Below are 18,555 nucleotides of genomic sequence, written 5' to 3'. Positions count from 1 at the left end.
GTCTTTAGTAAGAATGTCCTCCAGCCCACCAAGCGAAGGTGTCATGTACGTATGAGTGTCTCCTATCCCACCTGACATTGAATAACCCATGCCCCACATCCCGTTCATTGGCGTCTGATCGAGTCATGTAGCGTCACGGTCTAACGCTGACGCGTGTGGGCATAGCCAATTTGCGAATCAAAATATCTCAACTTGGATCTACGAGGGTCAAGCGCCCTGTAGCATTGACCTCCCCTATCCTGCTCGCCTTCCGAAGTCGAGTCATGTCGGTTACCCCACGATGGATACCTACGGCTTCAGCTTCGCGATTGGCGCGATGAAACCCGAGCCGTTCATGTATAGAGCAACGTGTGAGCTCTTGGGCGCGGACACCAGCGAATATTTCACGAACGATCGCGTGGCCATGATCGGTGATTCTGCGAAATGTGACCGTGACGGCCCGCGAGCATTAGGCATTCGCGGGTACCTTTTGAATCGCATGGGTGGGAAGGATTTCAGTAACCTGGTTGAGTTTTCCGATTCGATTCTTGCTGCTAACAGGTAAGTTGCGGAGGTGGCCTCGTTCGGTAGGCCGAGGGAACAAAACGGTTACTTCGCGTTTGCTTGTATCGATACACCGCACAGATGTGAAGTTGCTGTCGATCGCCATACGTTACAGCATCTGAGCAACCATTCGTTGTGGCATGTGCAGCTCAAGCCCTCCAAGAAAAGCGACCTTCGCGCACTACCGCCAACTCGCTGGGCCACATGTCCGGAAATGGCCAGTGACAGTGGTGGATGGAAGGTATGATCCACATCATGCAAACCATTCTTGACGCTTCACAAAGCAATGCTTGTTACGAAGCATTGAAGGCGCGAGACGCCCGATTCGATGGCTCATTCTTCGTGGCCGTCACCAGCACCAAAATCTATTGCCGTCCGGTGTGCCGTGTGAAAACGCCAAAGCGCGAGAATATTCGGTTTTACAGGCACGCCGCTCAAGCGGAAGCGGCAGGGTTCAGACCCTGTTTGCGGTGTCGACCGGAGTTAGCCCCGGGCGTCATGTCGTGGAGTACTGAGGACGCTTCACGCATCCTTGCTCAACAGGCCTCGCGAATGATGGACGAACTGCAGGTGTGGGGCATGACCTCATCAACACAAGACAATCCAGGGCCTGTCAGGAGCGGTTTGACGACTTACGTCGCGCAGCAACTGGGCATCAGTGATCGGCATCTGCGGCGCATCTTCGAGGCCCAGTTCGGTGTGTCCCCTCTTCAATACCTGCAAACCCGGCGGTTATTGGCAGCAAAGCAGCTGATTGCGGATACCCGACTGCCTATGACGCAGATCGCCCTTTCCAGCGGATTCTCGAGTGTGCGCCGCTTCAACGATGCATTCGTGCATCACTATGGTCTGAATCCAAGCACACTAAGGCGCAGCAAGGAGGTTCCACAGGGCCAAGGAATAACGGTCAGATTGGGCTGGAGACCTCCCTATGATGTAGCGGGGATGCTCAATTTTCTTCGACTGCGCGCGCTGTCCGCTCTTGAATGCGTAGAGGGCCAGGAATATTTTCGCACGCTACTGCTACGGCAAAGTGGTCATCACTACAAAGGATGGATGCGTGTTCGATTCGACGAAGAACACAACCTTGCCATAGTCACGGTCAGCGATTCTTTGGCATCGGTTCTCCCGACGGTGATAAACCGGGTACGCGCCGCTTTTGACCTAGATGCTGATCCACTGGCCATCAACACGGCGCTGGGTACTGACTTTCCAACCAGCGAGGGCATGCGAGTCCCCGGCACGCCAGATGGCTTTGAATTAGCGGTAAGAGCCATCCTTGGACAACAGGTTACCGTGGCGGCTGCACGCACGCTGGGCAATCGTTTTGTCGAGGAACTAGGCGAGCCCCTCGAAACGTCAGTGTCGGGATTAGATCGGCTATTTCCAACGCCAGAGGCATTGGCCACCGCCAGCTCGGATGCGCTCGGTCGGTTGGGTATAACCCGGCAACGACAGAATGCGCTGCACGCGTTGGCGCAGGCCGTGCTCGCTGGAGAATTGATACTTCAACCTGGTGTGGACGTCGCCGTCGCGTGCACGCAGTTGCGGGGGCATCCCGGCATCGGCGACTGGACGGCGCAATACATCGCCATGCGCGCGTTACGGTGGCCCGATGCATTTCCAGCAGGAGACGTCGCCTTACAAAAAGCCCTGGGTGTGAGCAATGCGAAGGCGGCTACACAAGTCGCGGAACGTTGGCGGCCATGGCGAAGTTACGCGGTTCTGCGCGCTTGGCAGGGTCTGGCCGAGGGCACCCATCCCGTGGTGCCGTATGCATGCGACAGCCTCCAAGGCACCGATCAGAACGAAAAATCCCCCTTGAAAGGAGCGATCGTAGAGCCATGAACTATCGAAACCACTCGCTGAGCCTTTTGAACGGTCAAAACGATCTGTTCGGCGATAACGAAACAGAATTTACAATCGATAGGTCTTTTCACACGGCCAAGCGAGTCGAGCTCGACGAATACTCCTGGGTGGAGATCGTGCCTGGCTGGGCATCGGGGGCGTCGGTGCTGTTTGAGCAGATGTTGGCCTCCGTGCCGTGGGCTGAGCATCAGCGCCGCATGTTCAACAAGGTGTTCCTCGAGCCGCGCATGACGGCCGCCTACCCGGATATTCGGCAGATTTCCCAAGAAGGCCTGCTAAAAGCCATGGCGGCACTCTCAGACCATTATGGCGTTCCCTACGATGGGTTATGGATGAATCTCTATCGCAGTGGACGAGACGGCACGGGCTGGCACCGTGATTATCCTTCCTGTCGGAAGCTGGAATGCATCGTTCCGGTTTTGACCCTGGGAGCCTCTCGAAAGTTTTTGATCAAGCCGATTAAGGGCGGCAGCTCTCTGACATTCATCCCCTCCTCCGGAGATCTGGTGGTGATGGGAGGACGGGCTCAACAGGATTGGGTGCATTGCGTTCCCAAAGAGCCAGGTATTCCAGATGCGCGGATCAGCGTTAACTTCATGAGCCAATCGCAGGCAGTGCGGGATTCGTAATCCTCAGCTCTCGCGCTTGACGATGCACACGCCATGCCCTGCTTATTGGCAGGTGGTTGTGAGAGGAATTAATCGGTGTGTGAACCGGCGCCATGAAACTGAGTCCTCAACTTGAGCTGGTCTTCGACGGGCTTGGCTCTCATCTGATATCTTTGAATTCGACCTGGTCTTCAGATGGATCATCGTCGAGCATCCATTGTTCAACCTCGGCCGACCAGCCAGGTTTGCAAAACTCGAGGGTTGGCCAATAGTTTTGATAGCTTTTATAGTCAAGTTCTTGGGCGATGGTCTGGTGGTTTTTATTCAAGAGATACCATGCGGAGCGCATCCTAGTGCTCCAGTTGTGCGCGCTCAGTAATATCTGAGCGGTTTCTTCTTGATAGCCGAGCATGCGCAGGCGAGATGTGAAAAAACCAATGGCAACCTGACTATATTGCGGCTGTTGGTCTACGAGCTCGTCAATCAGCTGGTAGAGCAATCCGATACCTTGGAATATCGAGATATTGGCTGACTCTTTCCCCTGAGTAACGTGTGCAACCCTAAGTACTGGGCCGTTAAGAGAAGGCGTCACGCTGACATTGATGCTGAAAATACTCACAGTTGATCCTCCATTACTTTTGTTTAGATCCACTTTAATAACTGAGAACCAGTCGATGCAAACTATTCGCGGTTGACAGCAATGCCTTTAAAGGTAGTAATACGACCGTACTTCTTCGATTTCGCGTGCTGACTGCGCTGCAAGCCCTATCGACATATGTCGTTCAGCAGGTTGTGTGGTTATCCGATTTATCTGTTTGCAAACGGCAGGCGACAGATTGCACAAGTTCTGTCAGTCTCGCCTTCAGTAGAGCAATGCTGGATAATCTAGAAGCTTCCACCCATATCGTCGCCGAGAATCCACCTTTCAAGTTTCTCTTGCCACTCGGGATTACAGAATTTATCGGTAGGCCAATAATTCTGGTAAATTTCGTAGTCAAGCTCTTGGGTTTTGGTCTTGTGAGCGTTATCCAAGACATACCATGCATAACGCATCCTGAGATTCCAGGTGTCCGCCTTCAGCAGTATCTGGACAGTTTCTTCTAGAAAACCGAAAAAGCGCAGACGAGACGTGAAGTAATCAGTGACGACCTGAGCGAGTTGTGGTTGCTGCTCAACAAGCGCGTCCGACATGCGGTATAACAAGCCGATGACTTGGAATGCTGAAACGTCCACTGACTCTTTTTTGTGTGGGGAGTGTGAAACCACGAGTTTCGTTCCATTAGGCGTTGACGTAACAATGGCATTCATAGTGAAGGTATTCATGGGTATCTCTTTTTATTATAATTGTTATATCAATATAATGCCCGCCACCCAAGCAATGCAAACTATTTGCGATTGACGCCGTATTGTTTTGACGTATAAAAGACCATGCACCTAAACAACAGTAGCCTAAAATCATTGTCACAGTCATTGATGTAATTTAAGTGCGACGCTAGCGACACGCCCTCGTTATCACCCTGAGCGCAAGCAATATCGCAACTCATGTGTTCCACCGCATGCCAAATCATTTAGATCAGAGAAGTCTTTGAAACAACATAGTGGCTGTGAAGCCAGCGATCCAGTGAGTTTCAATTAGAAAGACAATGCGGGAGTTGGCTTCCAAAACAGCCTCTTTTCAATGAGAGTAAGTCTTCATTTTTTCCGAAGCGCGATCGAAAATGACAAGTAACTCGCGTCAACACGCATTCCAAAGCGCGTATGGTGTTCCCGCTCCGCCACTACGTCAGTGAAAAGCAACGGCGTACGACACACCGTGTTGGCCTCACAACGTGCCCCCCTTCAGTACCATTGAACCGGCGGTGGGAAAACATTTATTCGAGCACGTTACGGACCCGACATTTGCGTTGATCTTTTTTCACGTGGGCACTGCCAAGCCAGCCACGCTGGGCCAGGCATTCATTGTCATGTCCACGACAGCCATCAATTCTGCACGGGTTGCTCCGCTTGCAGCCTGGACTGCCAATCCATGAACCTGCGTGCCGACGTAACGCGCCAGCCCCTCAGGAGACGCTTTTTCCGGCAACTCTCCCTTGGATCGTGCCAGTGCAAATCGATCAGTCAGCGCGACCTGACCAGCAAGGCGGGAGTGGTTCAGTTCTTGCCGAATGACACTGGACTGGTCAGTGCAAGCCAGCGCGCCCTGCACAAGCAGACATCCGTGCGTGCGGTCGTCGAGGGTCTGCTCTTCGACGCTTCCACGCAAAAAGCGTTCTACGGTTTCGGCAACCGTTGGCGCGGCAAGGGCGAACTCGATCACAGCCTTGCGCTCAAGCAGATAGCGCTCATGCACCTGGCGAAAGAGGCCTTCTTTGTTGCCAAACGCCGCATAGAGGCTGGGGGGATTGATGCCCATGGCTTGGGTCAAATCAGTCAGAGATGCGCCTTCGTAGCCCTTCTGAAGAAACACATCCAGGGCTTCTTTCAAAGCTTTATCAATGTCGAATTCTCGCGGTCTGCCGGCAGCCATCTGGAGCTTCTCCTTAATTTCTTAGTGAACAATACATAATTTTCTTGACAGTGCATAGAGCCGCGCTTGTATTGTGTAGTAATCGATACACAATCGATTTAGAGCCTGGCCACCATCTTTGCTTAAGGAAATGCTCCATGTCAGCACCGCAACCGCCGCTTGATATTTCTAGAAAAGCCACCCCACGATAGTGGCTAGCCATTGCACCCGTGGCGCTCGGCACCTTTGCGCTGGTCACAAGCGAATTTCTTCCAGTGGGTCTTTTGACGAGCGTTGCATCAGAGATGCAGGCTTCAGAAGGCATCATCGGTTTGATGATGACCATTCCTGGTCTCGTTGCAGCTGTCGCAGCTCCTGCCGTTATGCTCGTGGCAGGCAAGCTGGATCGCCGGATCATCCTGTGGGTCTTGAGTGCCATTCTGGTTCTGTCCAATCTCATCGTGGCGCTCGCGCCGAATTTACCGATGATCCTCCTGGGTCGTGTCCTGCTCGGCATCGACATCGGCGCCTTTTGGGCGATCAGCAGCGTGGTAGCCACTCGGATTGTTCCTGCCGCCTCGGTGGGAAGAGCCAATTCCATTATCTTCTCGGGCATCTCCGTAGGTGCGGTGCTGGGTGTTCCGGCAGGCGCGCTGATCGGTCACGCCTTTGGCTGGCGAGCGTCATTTGGCGTGGTGGCGGGCTTTGGCGCATTCGTCCTGGCTGCCCAGCTATGGCTGTTACCACGCCTCGCCCCGACCGAAGTAGTCAGCATGCGGCACCTCGTTGCCCTCTTTCGCATCCCGCAAGCGCGCATTGGTTTGATTGCAATCTTTGTATCCTTTGCAGGTCACTTCGGTGCATACACCTTTATGGGCGCGTTCCTTGAACACGTGACGCACGCTACGCCTGCTCTGCTCTCTTCTGTGCTTCTCGGTTACGGCATCGCCAGCTTCACCGGCAATTTCGTTGCAGGTGCCGCTGCCCAGCGCGATGCGCGCATGACGTTGGGCCTGACTACGCTAGGGCTTGATGTTGCGATGGTTCTTTTGACGATCTTTGGCAGTGCCGAAGTACCGGCAGCCGTTTTGATCATTCTCTGGGGCTTTGCCTTCGGTGCACTGCCGATTGCAACCCAAGGGTGGATGCTCAAAGCGGCCCCCCAAGAGATGGAAAGCGCCAGTGCGATGTACATCGCCGTCCTGCAACTGGGATTGGCATCGGGCGCGTTTCTCGGCGGATTCGCCGTTGACCGTATCGGCCTGATCGCGACGTTGGTCAGTGCCGGAGTTGTCTGTCTTGTAACCGCCGCGATGGTCTGGTTGTTTGGCCGCGATGAACAGGCATCGTTTGCGAACCACGCGATGTCACCTCGAAGCGCTGAAGTCGTAAAAGACTGATACGGGCAATGGGCGCAGATTTGCGTGGGTTTTGAGGTCATAAAGATGATCACAACAGCTCGGCATTATCTGCGTTCACCCTACTCCGCGGCGCAATCTTCACTGGGCATCGCTCGACACGTTACGCGCATAAATCTGCTTCATGACCGCAGGTAATTTAACGGTCGCAATCAGAAACTGTACTACTGTCTTAAAAAAACGCCTGACTTCGGACAACTTTTAAAACCTCGATAACGCTTATTTACTGGATCAGAGCCACTTATTCTCTACGGCATTAAAGTTAAACTAATTGTCAAAATGGCAATTGAAATTTTGCTTGCATAAAACAATTAAATACGGGAGCATTATTACCATCTGAAACGCCATTTTAATAAGAGCTATCCGTCATATGTCTTATTGCATTAATGTCAGCTACCTGGAAAGGGAAACCATCGCGACGGTTGAAATTTTCGGGCCCAGCGAAGAATTCAAATCGGTTCGAATTTCTCAATTTCAATGCATAGGCTGGTTGCTAGGCATATTCGATACCGCACGCAGGCGAGTACCGGCCGATGGCCTGTCGAATCCTGAGTATGAGCAGGAAGCACTGGAGCGCGTAGGCAAGCTAAGCCCCACACAGGCTGCTGAATTGCTTGCACTGAATTCACTTAACGAGCGCTTCGTTTTTGTTTGGAATGCCATTGGCTACGAGGAACAAGAGATCGCCAAAGCTATGGACTACAGAGATTTTGATAATTTTTGGCCGAGCTTTGATGCTTACAGCCAACTGTGGAGCACCAGTGCTCATTCGGCGTGATGTTTGGGTGTAAAAAGCGCGACATGGCCTTGCTGGTTTTGTGAAAGGGCGTGATTGATCACGTGAATTTCGTTAAACCAGATTGTGGCCTATTTGATTTCGCAACGAGTCTGACATATCTGAAGTTGCGCTGACTGCGCTTTATTTATCCTGGATCCCATAGAGTCATTTGAAAAAAAATTGTTGCAGCTGCCCTTGCTCCATTTTTATAATTTACTCATAACAAAAACAGGAAATAGTCATGGAACACAAATCACTCGATTACATTGAACAGTACAACGACAAACTGGGCGATTACTGCGATTGGATGATCCAGTTAGGCGCAGAGTGTGAATCCGAAATAGAAGGTTACTTTAGAGTTTATCATATTGAAACGTACCCTGGAGTCGGCAGGGAACCGAAATTTATTGGGTACTTCCCCACGAGCATGCCGCCTGAGATGCTTGCCCATTTCGCATCGGTTTGTCAGGAGTACTATGAATTGGGGAAAATGAGCATTTCAATCTGACAAAGCCAGTGGTGTGGCAGCGCCTATGAATCCTTAGATAAGCATTCACGCTGGTCATCCTTGCATTGAGAATGAAATGGCTCCAGTGACTCGATTTTGAAGGTTGCACTGTGTGATTGAATCGTAACGATGTACGCCAAAAGCCAAAAATGCTCAGCATTTTCTACATCGTCTGATGATGTGTCGACGATACCGCGCGTCACTCTAAATCACGGCGCTTACTTCGTGGCTGGTTGGCGATCACAGAGAATTCCATTCTCAGGGCGTTCGACGAGGTCTGTGACAGCAGTGGCACCGTCTTCCGTGCTGAACATCTCTATGGGTGTCCTTGAATTCAAGGCATGCAATGACGACGTCAAAAATAGATTGGCCGCTTGAGCGGAGCGATGTCTTCGCCCCTGGCTTTTGTCTGGCCAATAGATTTTGATCGGGCATTACGCCCAGTTCGCAATTTTTCAGTGCGGATCTGCACCGTCTTTCGACGCTCCTCAAGCGATCCAATGCGCACGACAACCAGGCTAAAGCCGCGGGACGCCAAGCGATCCGCCATTTCCTGAGTTTGATCACGCAACAGTTTGGGATCGAGAATTTTGTGTTTCTCACAATGCCAAAATGGCTTTGTAATTCGAGTTGAGCAAGCCACGGGGACGACTAGATCGTGAGCCCTTAAGAGCGCTCGACATTCTCGCATTCGCCACTCATATAACCATATAGATTCGTATGGCGAATGGCAAACACAGCATAGGCCCGTGTTTTAAGGGTACGGAAAAATGTCTGTGCATCGCTTTCGCTGCAGCGCTGATCTCTTGAGAACAGAGTGCAGCCCCAAATAAAGTGATCTGAGCGCACGTCTCGCGCAATCGCACGTGAACCGAATTGAAGATGGGAAAACATCGTCCAACTTTGAGACGATAATAAAGTCTTCAACTGTGCACTTACGCGCTGACGGCCTAGTCTGGGAGACTTGAGAAACGCTGACTGCCGGCTAAGGTGGTTATCGCCCTGGAAGACGAATAGCGGTCTCATTCTCGTGCTTCGCAAACGGCGCTAGCATGGGACAGGGTTCAAGCCTTGAAGGAACAAAGCCATCGGTGTGAGCAAGCTGAATGAGCCGCCTTTCCGTTGGGGGGATAGGTGATTGAAGTCCCCTGAATGCGAGCAGGAAACATCAACGCATGTTGAAAGGTTGAAGAGGTGCAGCTACCACAAAGGTACTCATTTACCGGCGCGGTAGGGAGCGCATGTGCTGGCACACGGTTTCCCACTGCCCAAGCCGGAAACGGTCATACTGGCGAACCAGAACAACTTTTCCATCTTTCATGGCATTTTCTCCATCTGTTCTCAGCGGGCCGCTGACAGCCTTTGCACTTCATGAGCAAAGCTAGCCAATGAGCGTAGGCGAGAGGGAGAGTCCTTCGGTGGTAGCTGCGGGCACAATGCTATCAGGCACTGTTGAGCTTGACCAGAGCCAGTTTGGGCGGCGGCCCGAGACCTTATAAAAAATCCAAAAATGGCGAATAACAAGTAAGTTCCACTCGAAAAAAAGCCCGGAAAGCTGCTCCTCCCGGGCTATTGACTCGCTGCGTGGAGTGCGATCAAGCCTCCCAAAAACGCAGCGAGCTGAACGAGTGGGTGCGCTCGCAGCGGCTTCGAATCAACTCATCATCTTGTCGAAATGCGACTCGAAATTCGTTTTCACAAACACCTCCCTGAACCGCGCGACGTATTGCGTGGGATCAATTTCACCGAAATCGGTCAGATTGACCGCATCCGCATGGGATTGGCGACTGATGTAACGGTACAGTGCTCGGAACTCCGGATTTTCATCGGCCAAGTCTGCGAGTACCGATCCCAGTGAATCCTGACGGTGCACAAACGAGAAATAATATTCCAGGATATTTCTCATCATGTTCGGGATCACATTGGTGGATGTGCGCCCGGCCAAGGCGTCCTTGATGGCCTGCCAGAACGATTGATAGTCGTTCTGCACTTCCTTCTCCAGCATGGTGGTGACCGAGCTGAACTGCGACTTGGTGATCCGGAACAATGCGAAAGGCGGTTCCTCATTCTTGGCTGCCGGCATCAGCTTGATCATTTCGTGAAAGAAAAACAGGTTATGCGTGAGAATGATGACTTGTTTGAATCTCGCTTTGGGGGTCAAGACCTGTCGTCTGATCAGCGAGGCAATGTCGTAGATGTAGTTGTGGGACAGGCTGGAGATTGGGTCATCGATCACGATAATCCGATTGCTTTTGAGCTTGCTGGTTTTGTCATCCAGGTCGCCGTTGCAAACCTCCAAAAAATACAAAAACGAAATCAGCGTTTTCTCACCTTCGCTCAGTGTCTTGAACACGCCATCTTTTTGGTCAGGTCGGTGTAGTCGATACTGTGGAACCTCACCCTCCTCCCTCAGTAGCTCAAAGCCCTTCAGACCCAGCACGCCGAGCCATCGGTTGATATTCCCAATGGCCTGGTCGATATTCGTGATTTTGGCGCGGCTTTCGACGATCGTTTCCTGGTGCGTTTTGATTTTGCCCAGTATCAGCCTTATTGCATCTCGCTTCGCGGCCAATTTGTCATCGTATTCACGATGCTCCTTGGTAGCTTTAACGATCATGGCATCGCAGCTGCCGCGCAAAAGGTTCCAAAAACGCTCCTTGATCTGCTCAAGATGGGTTTTCTTGTCCCTGATTTTCAGGTTTATGGCATCGATTTTGTCCTGCTCGACCTGGACTGCAGCGTTTAGATCGGCGATCAATGTGACGGTCACCGTGAGGCTAACGGGGGCCGAAGGGCTAGCCATTTTGGCTTCAATACGCTGAATATTCTGCTGCAATGCAGATTTCAAGGTGACCACGTGCGCGAGAAATGACTTGCCCTGATATTCAGGTTTATCAAGCTGAAGAAGCAACTGATCAACACCGCTCTGATAGCGGGTTTGCAGTGTTGCCAACTCCTCGATGCGAAGCTCGTACGTCTTATCGAATACCTTTTCCAGCTGCGCGTAAAAGTCATTCGGCAGCGCTTGCTGGCAGAATGGGCAGTGGTTGTCAGTTTTGTCGACAAACTTGAAGGATTGCTTGATCCAGTCCGAGTTGCCTAATTCCTGAATCAGAACCGACAGATAAGAGTCGCCAGAGCCCGCAATGGTCTCTTGGAAAATAGGCTTCGTTTCTATGTCGCCCGCATAGAATGCGAAAGACGCAATGCCCTCAAGCTCCGTGTCACTGGCGGACTGCAGCTCCGAGGCTTCTGCTGCCAATGACTCAGCAGTATCGGCCGTCGACTTGAACTTCAGCGGCACGAGTTTATCGTGCAACCGATCCTTGGTATTGATTCCGCTAAGGCAGTAGCTCAACGGGCCACTGTCATACGGCTTTTTTTGTAGCCACATCTGGTCTTTAAGCGCAGCGGAAAGCGTTTCCTGTGCCGCTTTCAATTCCTTCCCGTCAGCAATTTCCGCCTGCTGCTCCTCGCTAAGGACCTTGATCGCGTCCTCTGCTGCCTTCAGCGCAGCCTCCGCCTCAATGTTGCCTTCATTCAAGGTGAAAACACCCGGCTGGACACTGGCGTGAAAGTTTTGCTCCATGAATGTGTGGTTGTAGACCAGTATTTCCCGTTCAGCGTCGACAGGGTCTATACGGCACGAGGAGTGATCCGATGAGGTCGGATTTTGCAGAAAATTGCTGATGGTGGTTTTGCCGGTCCCGTTCTGTCCGTAGAAAATGTTGACTCGCGTCAGCGGGCCAATGGACGTGTCTACGTTGGGGTCGTAGCTTGAAACGTTGCGCAGAACAATATTCTTGATCATTGTGCTGTCCCTGCGAGGCGGATTTAGTTACAAGACATCATGTTAATTCGAGTTGTCCGCTTTGAACAGCGCCGATGATGAGACTGTGCCATCACAAATCGCCCAAGGGCTCCCCTGTATCTGCAGCGATGCATGCGCATTACTGCACCAACGAGTATCACTGACGTGATGCGCTCGCCGTGCTCGGAAATGCCCAGCTTGGCGGTCGGGCTTGCGCGTCGCCCAGTAGATCACGCTCGTGACTGAATTGAAGTTAGCCGCCCGCTGTGTTTCTGCCTTGGCTTAATTGCAGAAAAATCATCATCGGATCAAGATTTTCAAAGTGCGGAACTCGAATTAGCCGCGTTAAACTCCAATTCAAAATTGATTAATAACAATTCTCATGTGTGTCACACATGCACAGCCAAAGGCATGGCAGTTTATCTGGCAATTGAAAAAGCGCGCCCTGCCCGCTCTCAATTTGAACCAAGAAATATTCTAACTTTTTAGAAAAAAATACACCGCTATAGTGGCAAAAGGCAATCACACCATGTTAAAATTTAGATAATTCAATTCACGTCAGGACAGTGGTATTTCTTTCAACTACTTCGACGTACGACTATAAGAGAAAAGCATGGATACCCTCGAATACTCGAATTTCATTGAAAAAGTTTCAACTGATGTGATAAATGAGATCAATAAAAATCGCTACGTTTTGATGATCGGAAAAAATGGACGCGGCAAGAGCAATATTTTGGCGATGCTTGCAGAAAAACTAGCTTTCCAAAAAAAATTAGTGCTTGCATTATCGTTCTCGATTACTGATAAATTTCCATTTTCAAGCAAAGCTTATTACCAATATCTCGGTGTCAAATCGACCAGCAACTCGACACATACCAATACCATCGATAATAAAATTTTTGAAAATTTGCTCAAAGGCGCATCCATTCCGGGATTTGAAGGCCGCATCGCACAAATCTGTGAATTTTTGGAAACTTCCTATACCCTTAGTATCAAGGGTGAATGCTTAACTGGTTTTGCTGAAAGCAGTATAGATCGATACATTGCCCGGGCAGTGACGGCCAGGCGTGGGCGATCAATTTTAGATCTTGAAAGCCTGGAAACGGATCTGGCGACTCAGGAAGCTATCGACAAAATCCTGGACAAAGAAGATCTACAGCGAGATCAGATACATCTCTGCTTACGTGCGCTGGGCGCAGAAGAAGAAAACACTAAATTTGAACGGCACCTTGAACTCAGTGACCACGATACGATCAAGGCGTTTTCATTCATACCCAAGCTCCGAAAGCTTGGAATCATCAGAAATTTCTCGCTCAATATTGGTAATCACCAGACCGGAAATCTTAACTTCTTAAGCTCAGGACAGAAGCACATTTTTTTCACCTTGATTCAGGTGTGCCTGTATGTGGGTCGCAAAGCCACGTTGCTGATTGATGAACCCGAAATCAGTCTGCATCCTGACTGGCAAGCGCGCTACATCCCTTTATTGGAACAACTGTTTGGCGACGAAGACTTCAAATACGTTATCGCAACGCATTCCCCTTTTGTCGCCATCAATTGCTCTCATCTAAACACATCAATCATTTCGTTGGCGAAACAGGATGGCATGTTGACCAGCGAGCGCATCGACTCCATGAATGGCTGGAGCGTCGACATTGCCTCGGTGGATGGATTCAAGGTAGGCAGCTATCGATCGATCCAACTGGAAAAACTCTTACTGCAAGCCTGTGAGATTATCGCAGCCGACGAACCCTCAAAATTAGAAGCAAGAGCGTATATAGCGAAGCTTAAGCAATACACATTATCACCGGAAGATCCTGTACACAGCATCATTGCGGATCTGGAAGAGGTGGCTAAGTGAGTACCAAGTGGACGTGGCAAATTCGCGTGTACAAAGGGTTCTCGCTATCAGCTGCAGAGCATTCTTATATAAAAGAAGTCACCGCAGATGCTGACTTCAGTCATTTGTCTTGGGACTCTATTCAAACCAATGCGATGAAACGCATAAAAAAGAAAATTTACAATCAGCTCAAACATGAACAAAAAGGGCGCTGTGCCTATTGTGGCACTCCGATCATGCGCGAACCTGCCGATCGAGAACATATACTTCCGAAAGAAAAATACCTTAAACTGATGTTTAATCCGTATAACATTGTTTTATCCTGCATCAACTGCAATCGCAATTTAAAGGGGCGATATGATTCGCTGGCACAACACATAAATCATAAGAGAATGGCAACCTCAGGTTGTCTTTCAGCGCGTTACAACTACGAAAGTTGGCACCCTTTCTTTCATGCCCCCGAAGAGCATTTCAAGTACAGCGGCAGTGTCAGTAAAATCATAAAGTCTGATACCCCACAGGGTAACAAGCACATTGCTCTGTTTCGTCTGTCGTCACTAAAATCGATCGAAGAACGTACTGAGTTTGCACTCATTATGGAAAAGAGACAAAAAAATCGGCTGAAGCGCTTCATGAGGACAATCGATGCAGCTCTCGATTTCAGAAATGATCTGGGCGGAAAATGAGTGCCCGATCAGGCGCTATTGAATCCACGCTTCTAGCGACTTATAACCGTACTCAACACGCTTAGCGGTTATCGATCACTTGTCAGCTGAGACCTTCAGGTATCTGAATGCGCGCGTGGTGTTGACGAAGGACTACTTATCGATAGCTGAAGACCCAAGGAATACGATAGTGACGATCTTGAAAGCCGCCAACGTTGAAGAGGCTGTTGCGATTGCAACGGAACTTAAGCGCAAAGGACAATATGACTGGTTTCGAGGCCAGCTGCGCGAATGGAATCCAGCGTCGTCACTTGAGCGCAAGTTGCACCAAAACCCGGGTGCACAAATCGAAATTAAAGCGAAGCTGAATAGATTTTTCACATGGGCTCAAGCACACCCGGCGCTCGCTTACCTGTTGCAAGAAGAGAACATTGATGCACTGGTTGCCGTGCTTCAACATTACGGCGTCGCCACCTCGTATATCGACTTCACGACAGAGCCTTCCATTGCCGGCTTTTTTGCTTCTGATGCAACAACTTTGCCTGTCGAGGAAGGAAACTCAGTTATCTATTGTCTCAACACGACTCATCTCGTGGAGTTTTATAATGATCTAAAAATGGACAAAGCGTTCATGCATTTGCAAGCAATGCCCGTGACAGTAGATGTGCCGAATTTATGGCGTTTGCAATCTCAACACGGACATTTTTTGTTTGCTAACCACTCGTGGTATCAGCACTACGAGTTGGATCGAATCGTTTTTCCTTGGAGTGGTACTCCTGCATATCCTTCTCGAGATCAGATATACCCTGTCCACAAGAGTGCCCTCGAGCAGTCGCTGGATGCGTATTTTTTCAAAGAACATAGAGTCGAAAGTGAGGCTGCGCTTCGGGCGATGGCTGAAGCTGCAGGAAAGCAGAGCCTGCTCAAGCACATAGCGCTCAGCGAGCCTGAAACGTACCGAAAAGAGTCGTTTATCTCCCCTCTGGTAGCGGCTGAGCAATGGAGCGACTTCGCATTAAAAGATTGGCTCTCCTCCTCGGTTGAGCACTTTGACTCAACCGTTGGCCGCCGAATACCAGTGACACTGCGTAGTGACCCCGCAGCCCCTAGCCCTGCCGATCAAATACGCCACTCAATCAACAGTGCCTTGAGTTTGCAGCCAAAAATAAGGGCAGAGGCCGTCGAATGGAGTTTTACAGGCCTGCCCAGCGATGTGAATGAACACCTCTTCATATCCTCGACGCGTGCCGCATGGAATGGGATGCGTAACCTCCCCTTTACGGACAACGATATCGCGAGTGCCTTTTCTGCCTTGGTGATTCTTTGTGCACTTCCAGACTGCCAATCGTTCGACGGTAAGCGGGCTGACCAGGCATTTACGGGCTGGATTGCTGATGCGATTTACGTGGAGTTTGGAAACCAAGACGGTTCGTATTCCAGGGCATACTGCTCTGATAAGGGATTGTTTGAGGCCCTGGAGCCGGCATGGATGGCCAATCTACGGGAACCGGAATCGATATCGTCCATACACGGCGCATTCAAACATACCCATGATCCTCGTCTCATGTTCGACTTCAAACGCCTCGCGAATATTTTTGCCCGGCAGATAATTCCGTCTCAGCTCGCAATGAAGCGACCGGTCGTGCTGTTTAATCCTGCAAACCTAGAGGTGTTGGGCCTCCCATAGCGTATTCCGCGTGTAGAGCGGGTCTAAGCGTCTGCGTGACCGGAGTGGCAGCCGCCCACAACAAGGCTGATTTCTTAGACTGGGGTCTGCCTTCGTGTGGACTGCGTGACGCGGCTCACGAGCCCAGGCGATTTCCCAATTAATGGCCATATTCGTCTATAAGATTATTAACATCATCTAAAATGATTCTGTTTGCCGTCACAATTGCACGATGATTGCCATCAGTCGTCGGCGGATGCTCTCCAGGCCAGCGCCGATATCTTCGTCAATCTGTCATTGTCACTTGAGAACGGAGAACACCATGAAAGCAGCTACTCATCCGAACTATCGTCCAGTGTTGTTCCACGACACCGCTGCGGATGCATTTTTTCTCATCGGCTCTACCGCACACACCAACAGCACGCAAAAGCACAGTGATGGCAACACCTACCCCTATGTCGCATTGGATGTATCGAGTGCCTCTCATCCGGTGTATACGCATCAGCAACGCAAAGCGACCAGCGAAGGGCGAATTGCTGGCTTCAACAAACGTTTTGCAGGCTTTAGCGCACGCTAAGGGCCTCCGATGGATGACTTTCTTCAACTGCCAATCAGCAATCTCTAGCAGCCCCTTGATTCAAGGGGTTGCTTTTTGGAGCGTCGACTGCCTACGGTCGTTGATGCAAAGTGAGCCTCCAAAGTCGCCCTACTTTCGATTGGTTCCGTGAGCCGAAAACACACCTGGCGATGGTTGTTCGTCACCCTGCAGCGGGAATGTTCAATGCTTGTTTGGCATTGATGAAAAGCCCTAAAGGGCCTGGGCCAGCGTCTCACTATTCATTCGACGGATAGCGCATTCCAACATCTGCTTCAGCGTACCCAGCATGATGTTATAGGGATCAGCCACCTGCTCCAATTCACGTCGTTGCCAATCATAGAAATTTCGCAACCATCTCCTTTCAAAATCACCATTAGAATCCGTCCTTTTGAAGCGAACAGGGTCTGACGAATTCCTGAGAGAGTTTGTGTCAAGCTTGAAAAGATGCTTCTTATAATCCATTCGTAACGCATTGGTCCTGGAGAATAGCTCCCCACTGTCACGTTTCTCGAACGGCATCCGATGCACATTTTTGACCCGATCTGCAAAGATGATCGAATAGGACAGTATCTCACCAGTCCCCCCGTTCACTTGCAAACACACGATCACGCGATAGTTCACGTGTTCACCGGGCAAATGAACATGAAATGCCGGACGCCAGTACCACGCAAACACATACTTCATGCTATTGGCCTCCAGCCGCGGGGAATATCGGCAAGCATTGAAATGTTAAGGCTTCTGCTTTCGTAATGACGAAGCTCGTCGCCGAGCAACGTCATTAGGTTAAAATGCTCCTCCATTAGCTCCCAGATAATCCACGCTCGAGCTGGCATAAAATAACCTTCGGCGTTGGTCGAGCTTCCCTCCTCTTCCGTGATCCATCCTAAAAGCAGTCCACACAGATAAAGCGCGCTTGTTCTTGCAATAGAAGATGCACGATAAATTTCTTGGTAAAAGTTGAGATAAAAAGCATCACGGGGGTAGAAGTTAGGCCCTCCCCAACCTGAAAACGCGATTTTAGGAAAGGTATAGTGCAAGCAAGGCATCATGACCGCTCGCATCAGAGACAATATGAACCCGTCAATCTGAGCCCGCTCCAGATGATCAGATGCGCTTGCACGAAGCGTATAAATGCGCCGTTGCACGTCGAAGGCGAATGCACTTCGAAGTGGCCAGGCATTGCAAAGAAGCTCGCAATGTTGCTTGGCACCCGGCGAGTCCCAATACCAAGTAAACGCGCGTACCGGGTGGTCAAATGCCAGTGCGATTGAAACAGGAGCGTCCAGGAGAGGAGCGGCGTGCACGCTGCACAAGGGTTGCGCAAGATGCCGCCACTCTGATTTCCATGCAGGCAATCCTGTCGCTCGCACGCTCTGCGCAAGACATTGGTAACAGAAGGCTCGTCGATACCGTAAAGGCACGTAGGGGCGCTCGAAAAATGGAAACTGACACTCGAACCATTGTCGAGCGATGCCTAGGGTTTTGACGCAGTCGTCTACCCAATCGTTGGATGCCACGCCGTCGGGATCAACAAATCTGATCCTGGGTGAATCAAGGACATCACTCTGTTCAATTCCGCGAGCAGCTGAAACGTACGTTGGATGATCGAAAATGGGCGTTTCGATCTGCAGATTTATCCGATAACTCCAGGACGATAGGCTTTCTCCAGTCATGGGTGCACTGATTCCCAGCTGTTCCAGGCGCCTCGTGCCTTGAAGCAGGATTGCAGCGTTGCCATCCTGCAT

Annotated in this window: 17 protein-coding genes and 1 pseudogene; 10 read left to right on the top strand and 8 right to left on the bottom strand. The window is 50.7% G+C overall.

The genetic code is table 11. The annotated features are described in order from the left end of the window. Positions 1 to 280: 280 nt before the first annotated feature. The 3 genes from H043_RS29035 (at position 281) to H043_RS29025 (ending at position 3,041) form a co-directional block, all read left to right on the top strand. Positions 281 to 544 carry an HAD family hydrolase gene (locus tag H043_RS29035; protein WP_049827844.1) on the top strand — a complete coding sequence of 88 codons (264 nt, stop codon included), beginning with the start codon at positions 281 to 283 and terminating at the stop codon, positions 542 to 544. 242 nt (positions 545 to 786) lie between these two features. Continuing rightward, positions 787 to 2,391, top strand: a complete 1,605-nt coding sequence (locus tag H043_RS29030) for an AlkA N-terminal domain-containing protein (protein WP_256214176.1) — start codon at positions 787 to 789, stop codon at positions 2,389 to 2,391. Continuing rightward, positions 2,388 to 3,041 carry an alpha-ketoglutarate-dependent dioxygenase AlkB gene (locus H043_RS29025; RefSeq protein ID WP_049827843.1) on the top strand — a complete coding sequence of 218 codons (654 nt, stop codon included), beginning with the start codon at positions 2,388 to 2,390 and terminating at the stop codon, positions 3,039 to 3,041. The genes H043_RS29030 and H043_RS29025 overlap by 4 nt, the downstream gene beginning before the upstream one ends. Positions 3,042 to 3,180: 139 nt before the next feature. Here the strand turns inward: H043_RS29025 and H043_RS0110545 are convergent, their stop codons facing one another. From H043_RS0110545 to H043_RS0110535, 3 genes are all read right to left on the bottom strand, one after another. Next, positions 3,181 to 3,639 carry a hypothetical protein gene (locus tag H043_RS0110545; RefSeq protein ID WP_027611828.1) on the bottom strand — a complete coding sequence of 153 codons (459 nt, stop codon included), beginning with the start codon at positions 3,637 to 3,639 and terminating at the stop codon, positions 3,181 to 3,183. 266 nt (positions 3,640 to 3,905) lie between these two features. Further along, positions 3,906 to 4,343 (bottom strand): hypothetical protein, encoded by a 438-nt coding sequence (locus H043_RS0110540; RefSeq protein WP_027611827.1) that lies wholly within the window; start codon positions 4,341 to 4,343, stop codon positions 3,906 to 3,908. A gap of 592 nt (positions 4,344 to 4,935) precedes the next feature. Beyond that, positions 4,936 to 5,547, bottom strand: a complete 612-nt coding sequence (locus H043_RS0110535) for a TetR/AcrR family transcriptional regulator (protein WP_027611826.1) — start codon at positions 5,545 to 5,547, stop codon at positions 4,936 to 4,938. Positions 5,548 to 5,756: 209 nt separating this feature from the next. On the opposite strand from H043_RS0110535, the gene H043_RS0110530 reads away from it, so the two are divergent. The 3 genes from H043_RS0110530 to H043_RS29020 all read left to right on the top strand — a co-directional run bounded on the left by H043_RS0110530 (position 5,757) and on the right by H043_RS29020 (position 8,230). Continuing rightward, the gene (locus H043_RS0110530) at positions 5,757 to 6,926 is read left to right on the top strand and encodes an MFS transporter (RefSeq protein ID WP_177325618.1); all 1,170 of its coding nucleotides are present in this window, start codon (positions 5,757 to 5,759) and stop codon (positions 6,924 to 6,926) included. A gap of 388 nt (positions 6,927 to 7,314) precedes the next feature. After that, on the top strand, positions 7,315 to 7,722 hold the full coding sequence (locus H043_RS0110525; protein ID WP_027611825.1) for a hypothetical protein: 408 nt from the start codon (positions 7,315 to 7,317) through the stop codon (positions 7,720 to 7,722). Positions 7,723 to 7,963: 241 nt separating this feature from the next. Further along, on the top strand, positions 7,964 to 8,230 hold the full coding sequence (locus tag H043_RS29020; protein WP_049827841.1) for a hypothetical protein: 267 nt from the start codon (positions 7,964 to 7,966) through the stop codon (positions 8,228 to 8,230). A gap of 218 nt (positions 8,231 to 8,448) precedes the next feature. Here the strand turns inward: H043_RS29020 and H043_RS30990 are convergent, their stop codons facing one another. The 3 genes and pseudogenes from H043_RS30990 to H043_RS0110510 all read right to left on the bottom strand — a co-directional run bounded on the left by H043_RS30990 (position 8,449) and on the right by H043_RS0110510 (position 12,041). After that, positions 8,449 to 8,568 (bottom strand): hypothetical protein, encoded by a 120-nt coding sequence (locus tag H043_RS30990; protein ID WP_368681404.1) that lies wholly within the window; start codon positions 8,566 to 8,568, stop codon positions 8,449 to 8,451. Positions 8,569 to 8,606: 38 nt separating this feature from the next. Continuing rightward, positions 8,607 to 8,819, bottom strand: a pseudogene (locus tag H043_RS29695) (serine--tRNA ligase); the annotation flags it as partial. A gap of 1,065 nt (positions 8,820 to 9,884) precedes the next feature. Further along, positions 9,885 to 12,041 carry an AAA family ATPase gene (locus H043_RS0110510; RefSeq protein ID WP_027611824.1) on the bottom strand — a complete coding sequence of 719 codons (2,157 nt, stop codon included), beginning with the start codon at positions 12,039 to 12,041 and terminating at the stop codon, positions 9,885 to 9,887. A 613-nt stretch (positions 12,042 to 12,654) separates the two neighbouring features. Here H043_RS0110510 and H043_RS0110505 point away from each other — a divergent pair. From H043_RS0110505 to H043_RS0110490, 4 genes are all read left to right on the top strand, one after another. Further along, positions 12,655 to 13,902 carry an AAA family ATPase gene (locus H043_RS0110505; protein ID WP_027611823.1) on the top strand — a complete coding sequence of 416 codons (1,248 nt, stop codon included), beginning with the start codon at positions 12,655 to 12,657 and terminating at the stop codon, positions 13,900 to 13,902. Then, complete coding sequence (locus H043_RS0110500) at positions 13,899 to 14,567, top strand: HNH endonuclease (protein WP_027611822.1); 669 nt, start codon at positions 13,899 to 13,901, stop codon at positions 14,565 to 14,567. Before H043_RS0110505 ends, H043_RS0110500 begins: the two co-directional genes overlap by 4 nt. A 169-nt stretch (positions 14,568 to 14,736) precedes the next feature. Continuing rightward, a complete protein-coding gene (locus tag H043_RS0110495) occupies positions 14,737 to 16,233 on the top strand; it encodes an FRG domain-containing protein (RefSeq protein ID WP_027611821.1) in 1,497 nt (498 codons plus the stop codon). Positions 16,234 to 16,534: 301 nt separating this feature from the next. After that, positions 16,535 to 16,789, top strand: coding sequence for a type B 50S ribosomal protein L31 (locus tag H043_RS0110490; RefSeq protein ID WP_027611820.1), 255 nt, complete (start codon positions 16,535 to 16,537; stop codon positions 16,787 to 16,789). Between the two features lie 231 nt (positions 16,790 to 17,020). Here H043_RS0110490 and H043_RS0110485 read toward each other — a convergent pair whose 3' ends face one another. Together H043_RS0110485 and H043_RS29015 are read right to left on the bottom strand one after the other, a co-directional pair. Beyond that, positions 17,021 to 17,494 carry a hypothetical protein gene (locus tag H043_RS0110485; protein WP_027611819.1) on the bottom strand — a complete coding sequence of 158 codons (474 nt, stop codon included), beginning with the start codon at positions 17,492 to 17,494 and terminating at the stop codon, positions 17,021 to 17,023. Continuing rightward, on the bottom strand, positions 17,491 to 18,555 hold the full coding sequence (locus H043_RS29015) for a hypothetical protein (protein ID WP_049827840.1): 1,065 nt from the start codon (positions 18,553 to 18,555) through the stop codon (positions 17,491 to 17,493). Before H043_RS29015 ends, H043_RS0110485 begins: the two co-directional genes overlap by 4 nt.

The organism is Pseudomonas sp. URIL14HWK12:I6 (assembly GCF_000514195.1).
In the GTDB taxonomy this organism is placed as follows: Bacteria; Pseudomonadota; Gammaproteobacteria; order Pseudomonadales; family Pseudomonadaceae; genus Aquipseudomonas; species Aquipseudomonas putida_A.
The sequence above is the reverse complement of the archived record's forward strand: the minus strand, read 5'-3'. Positions and strand labels throughout refer to the sequence as shown.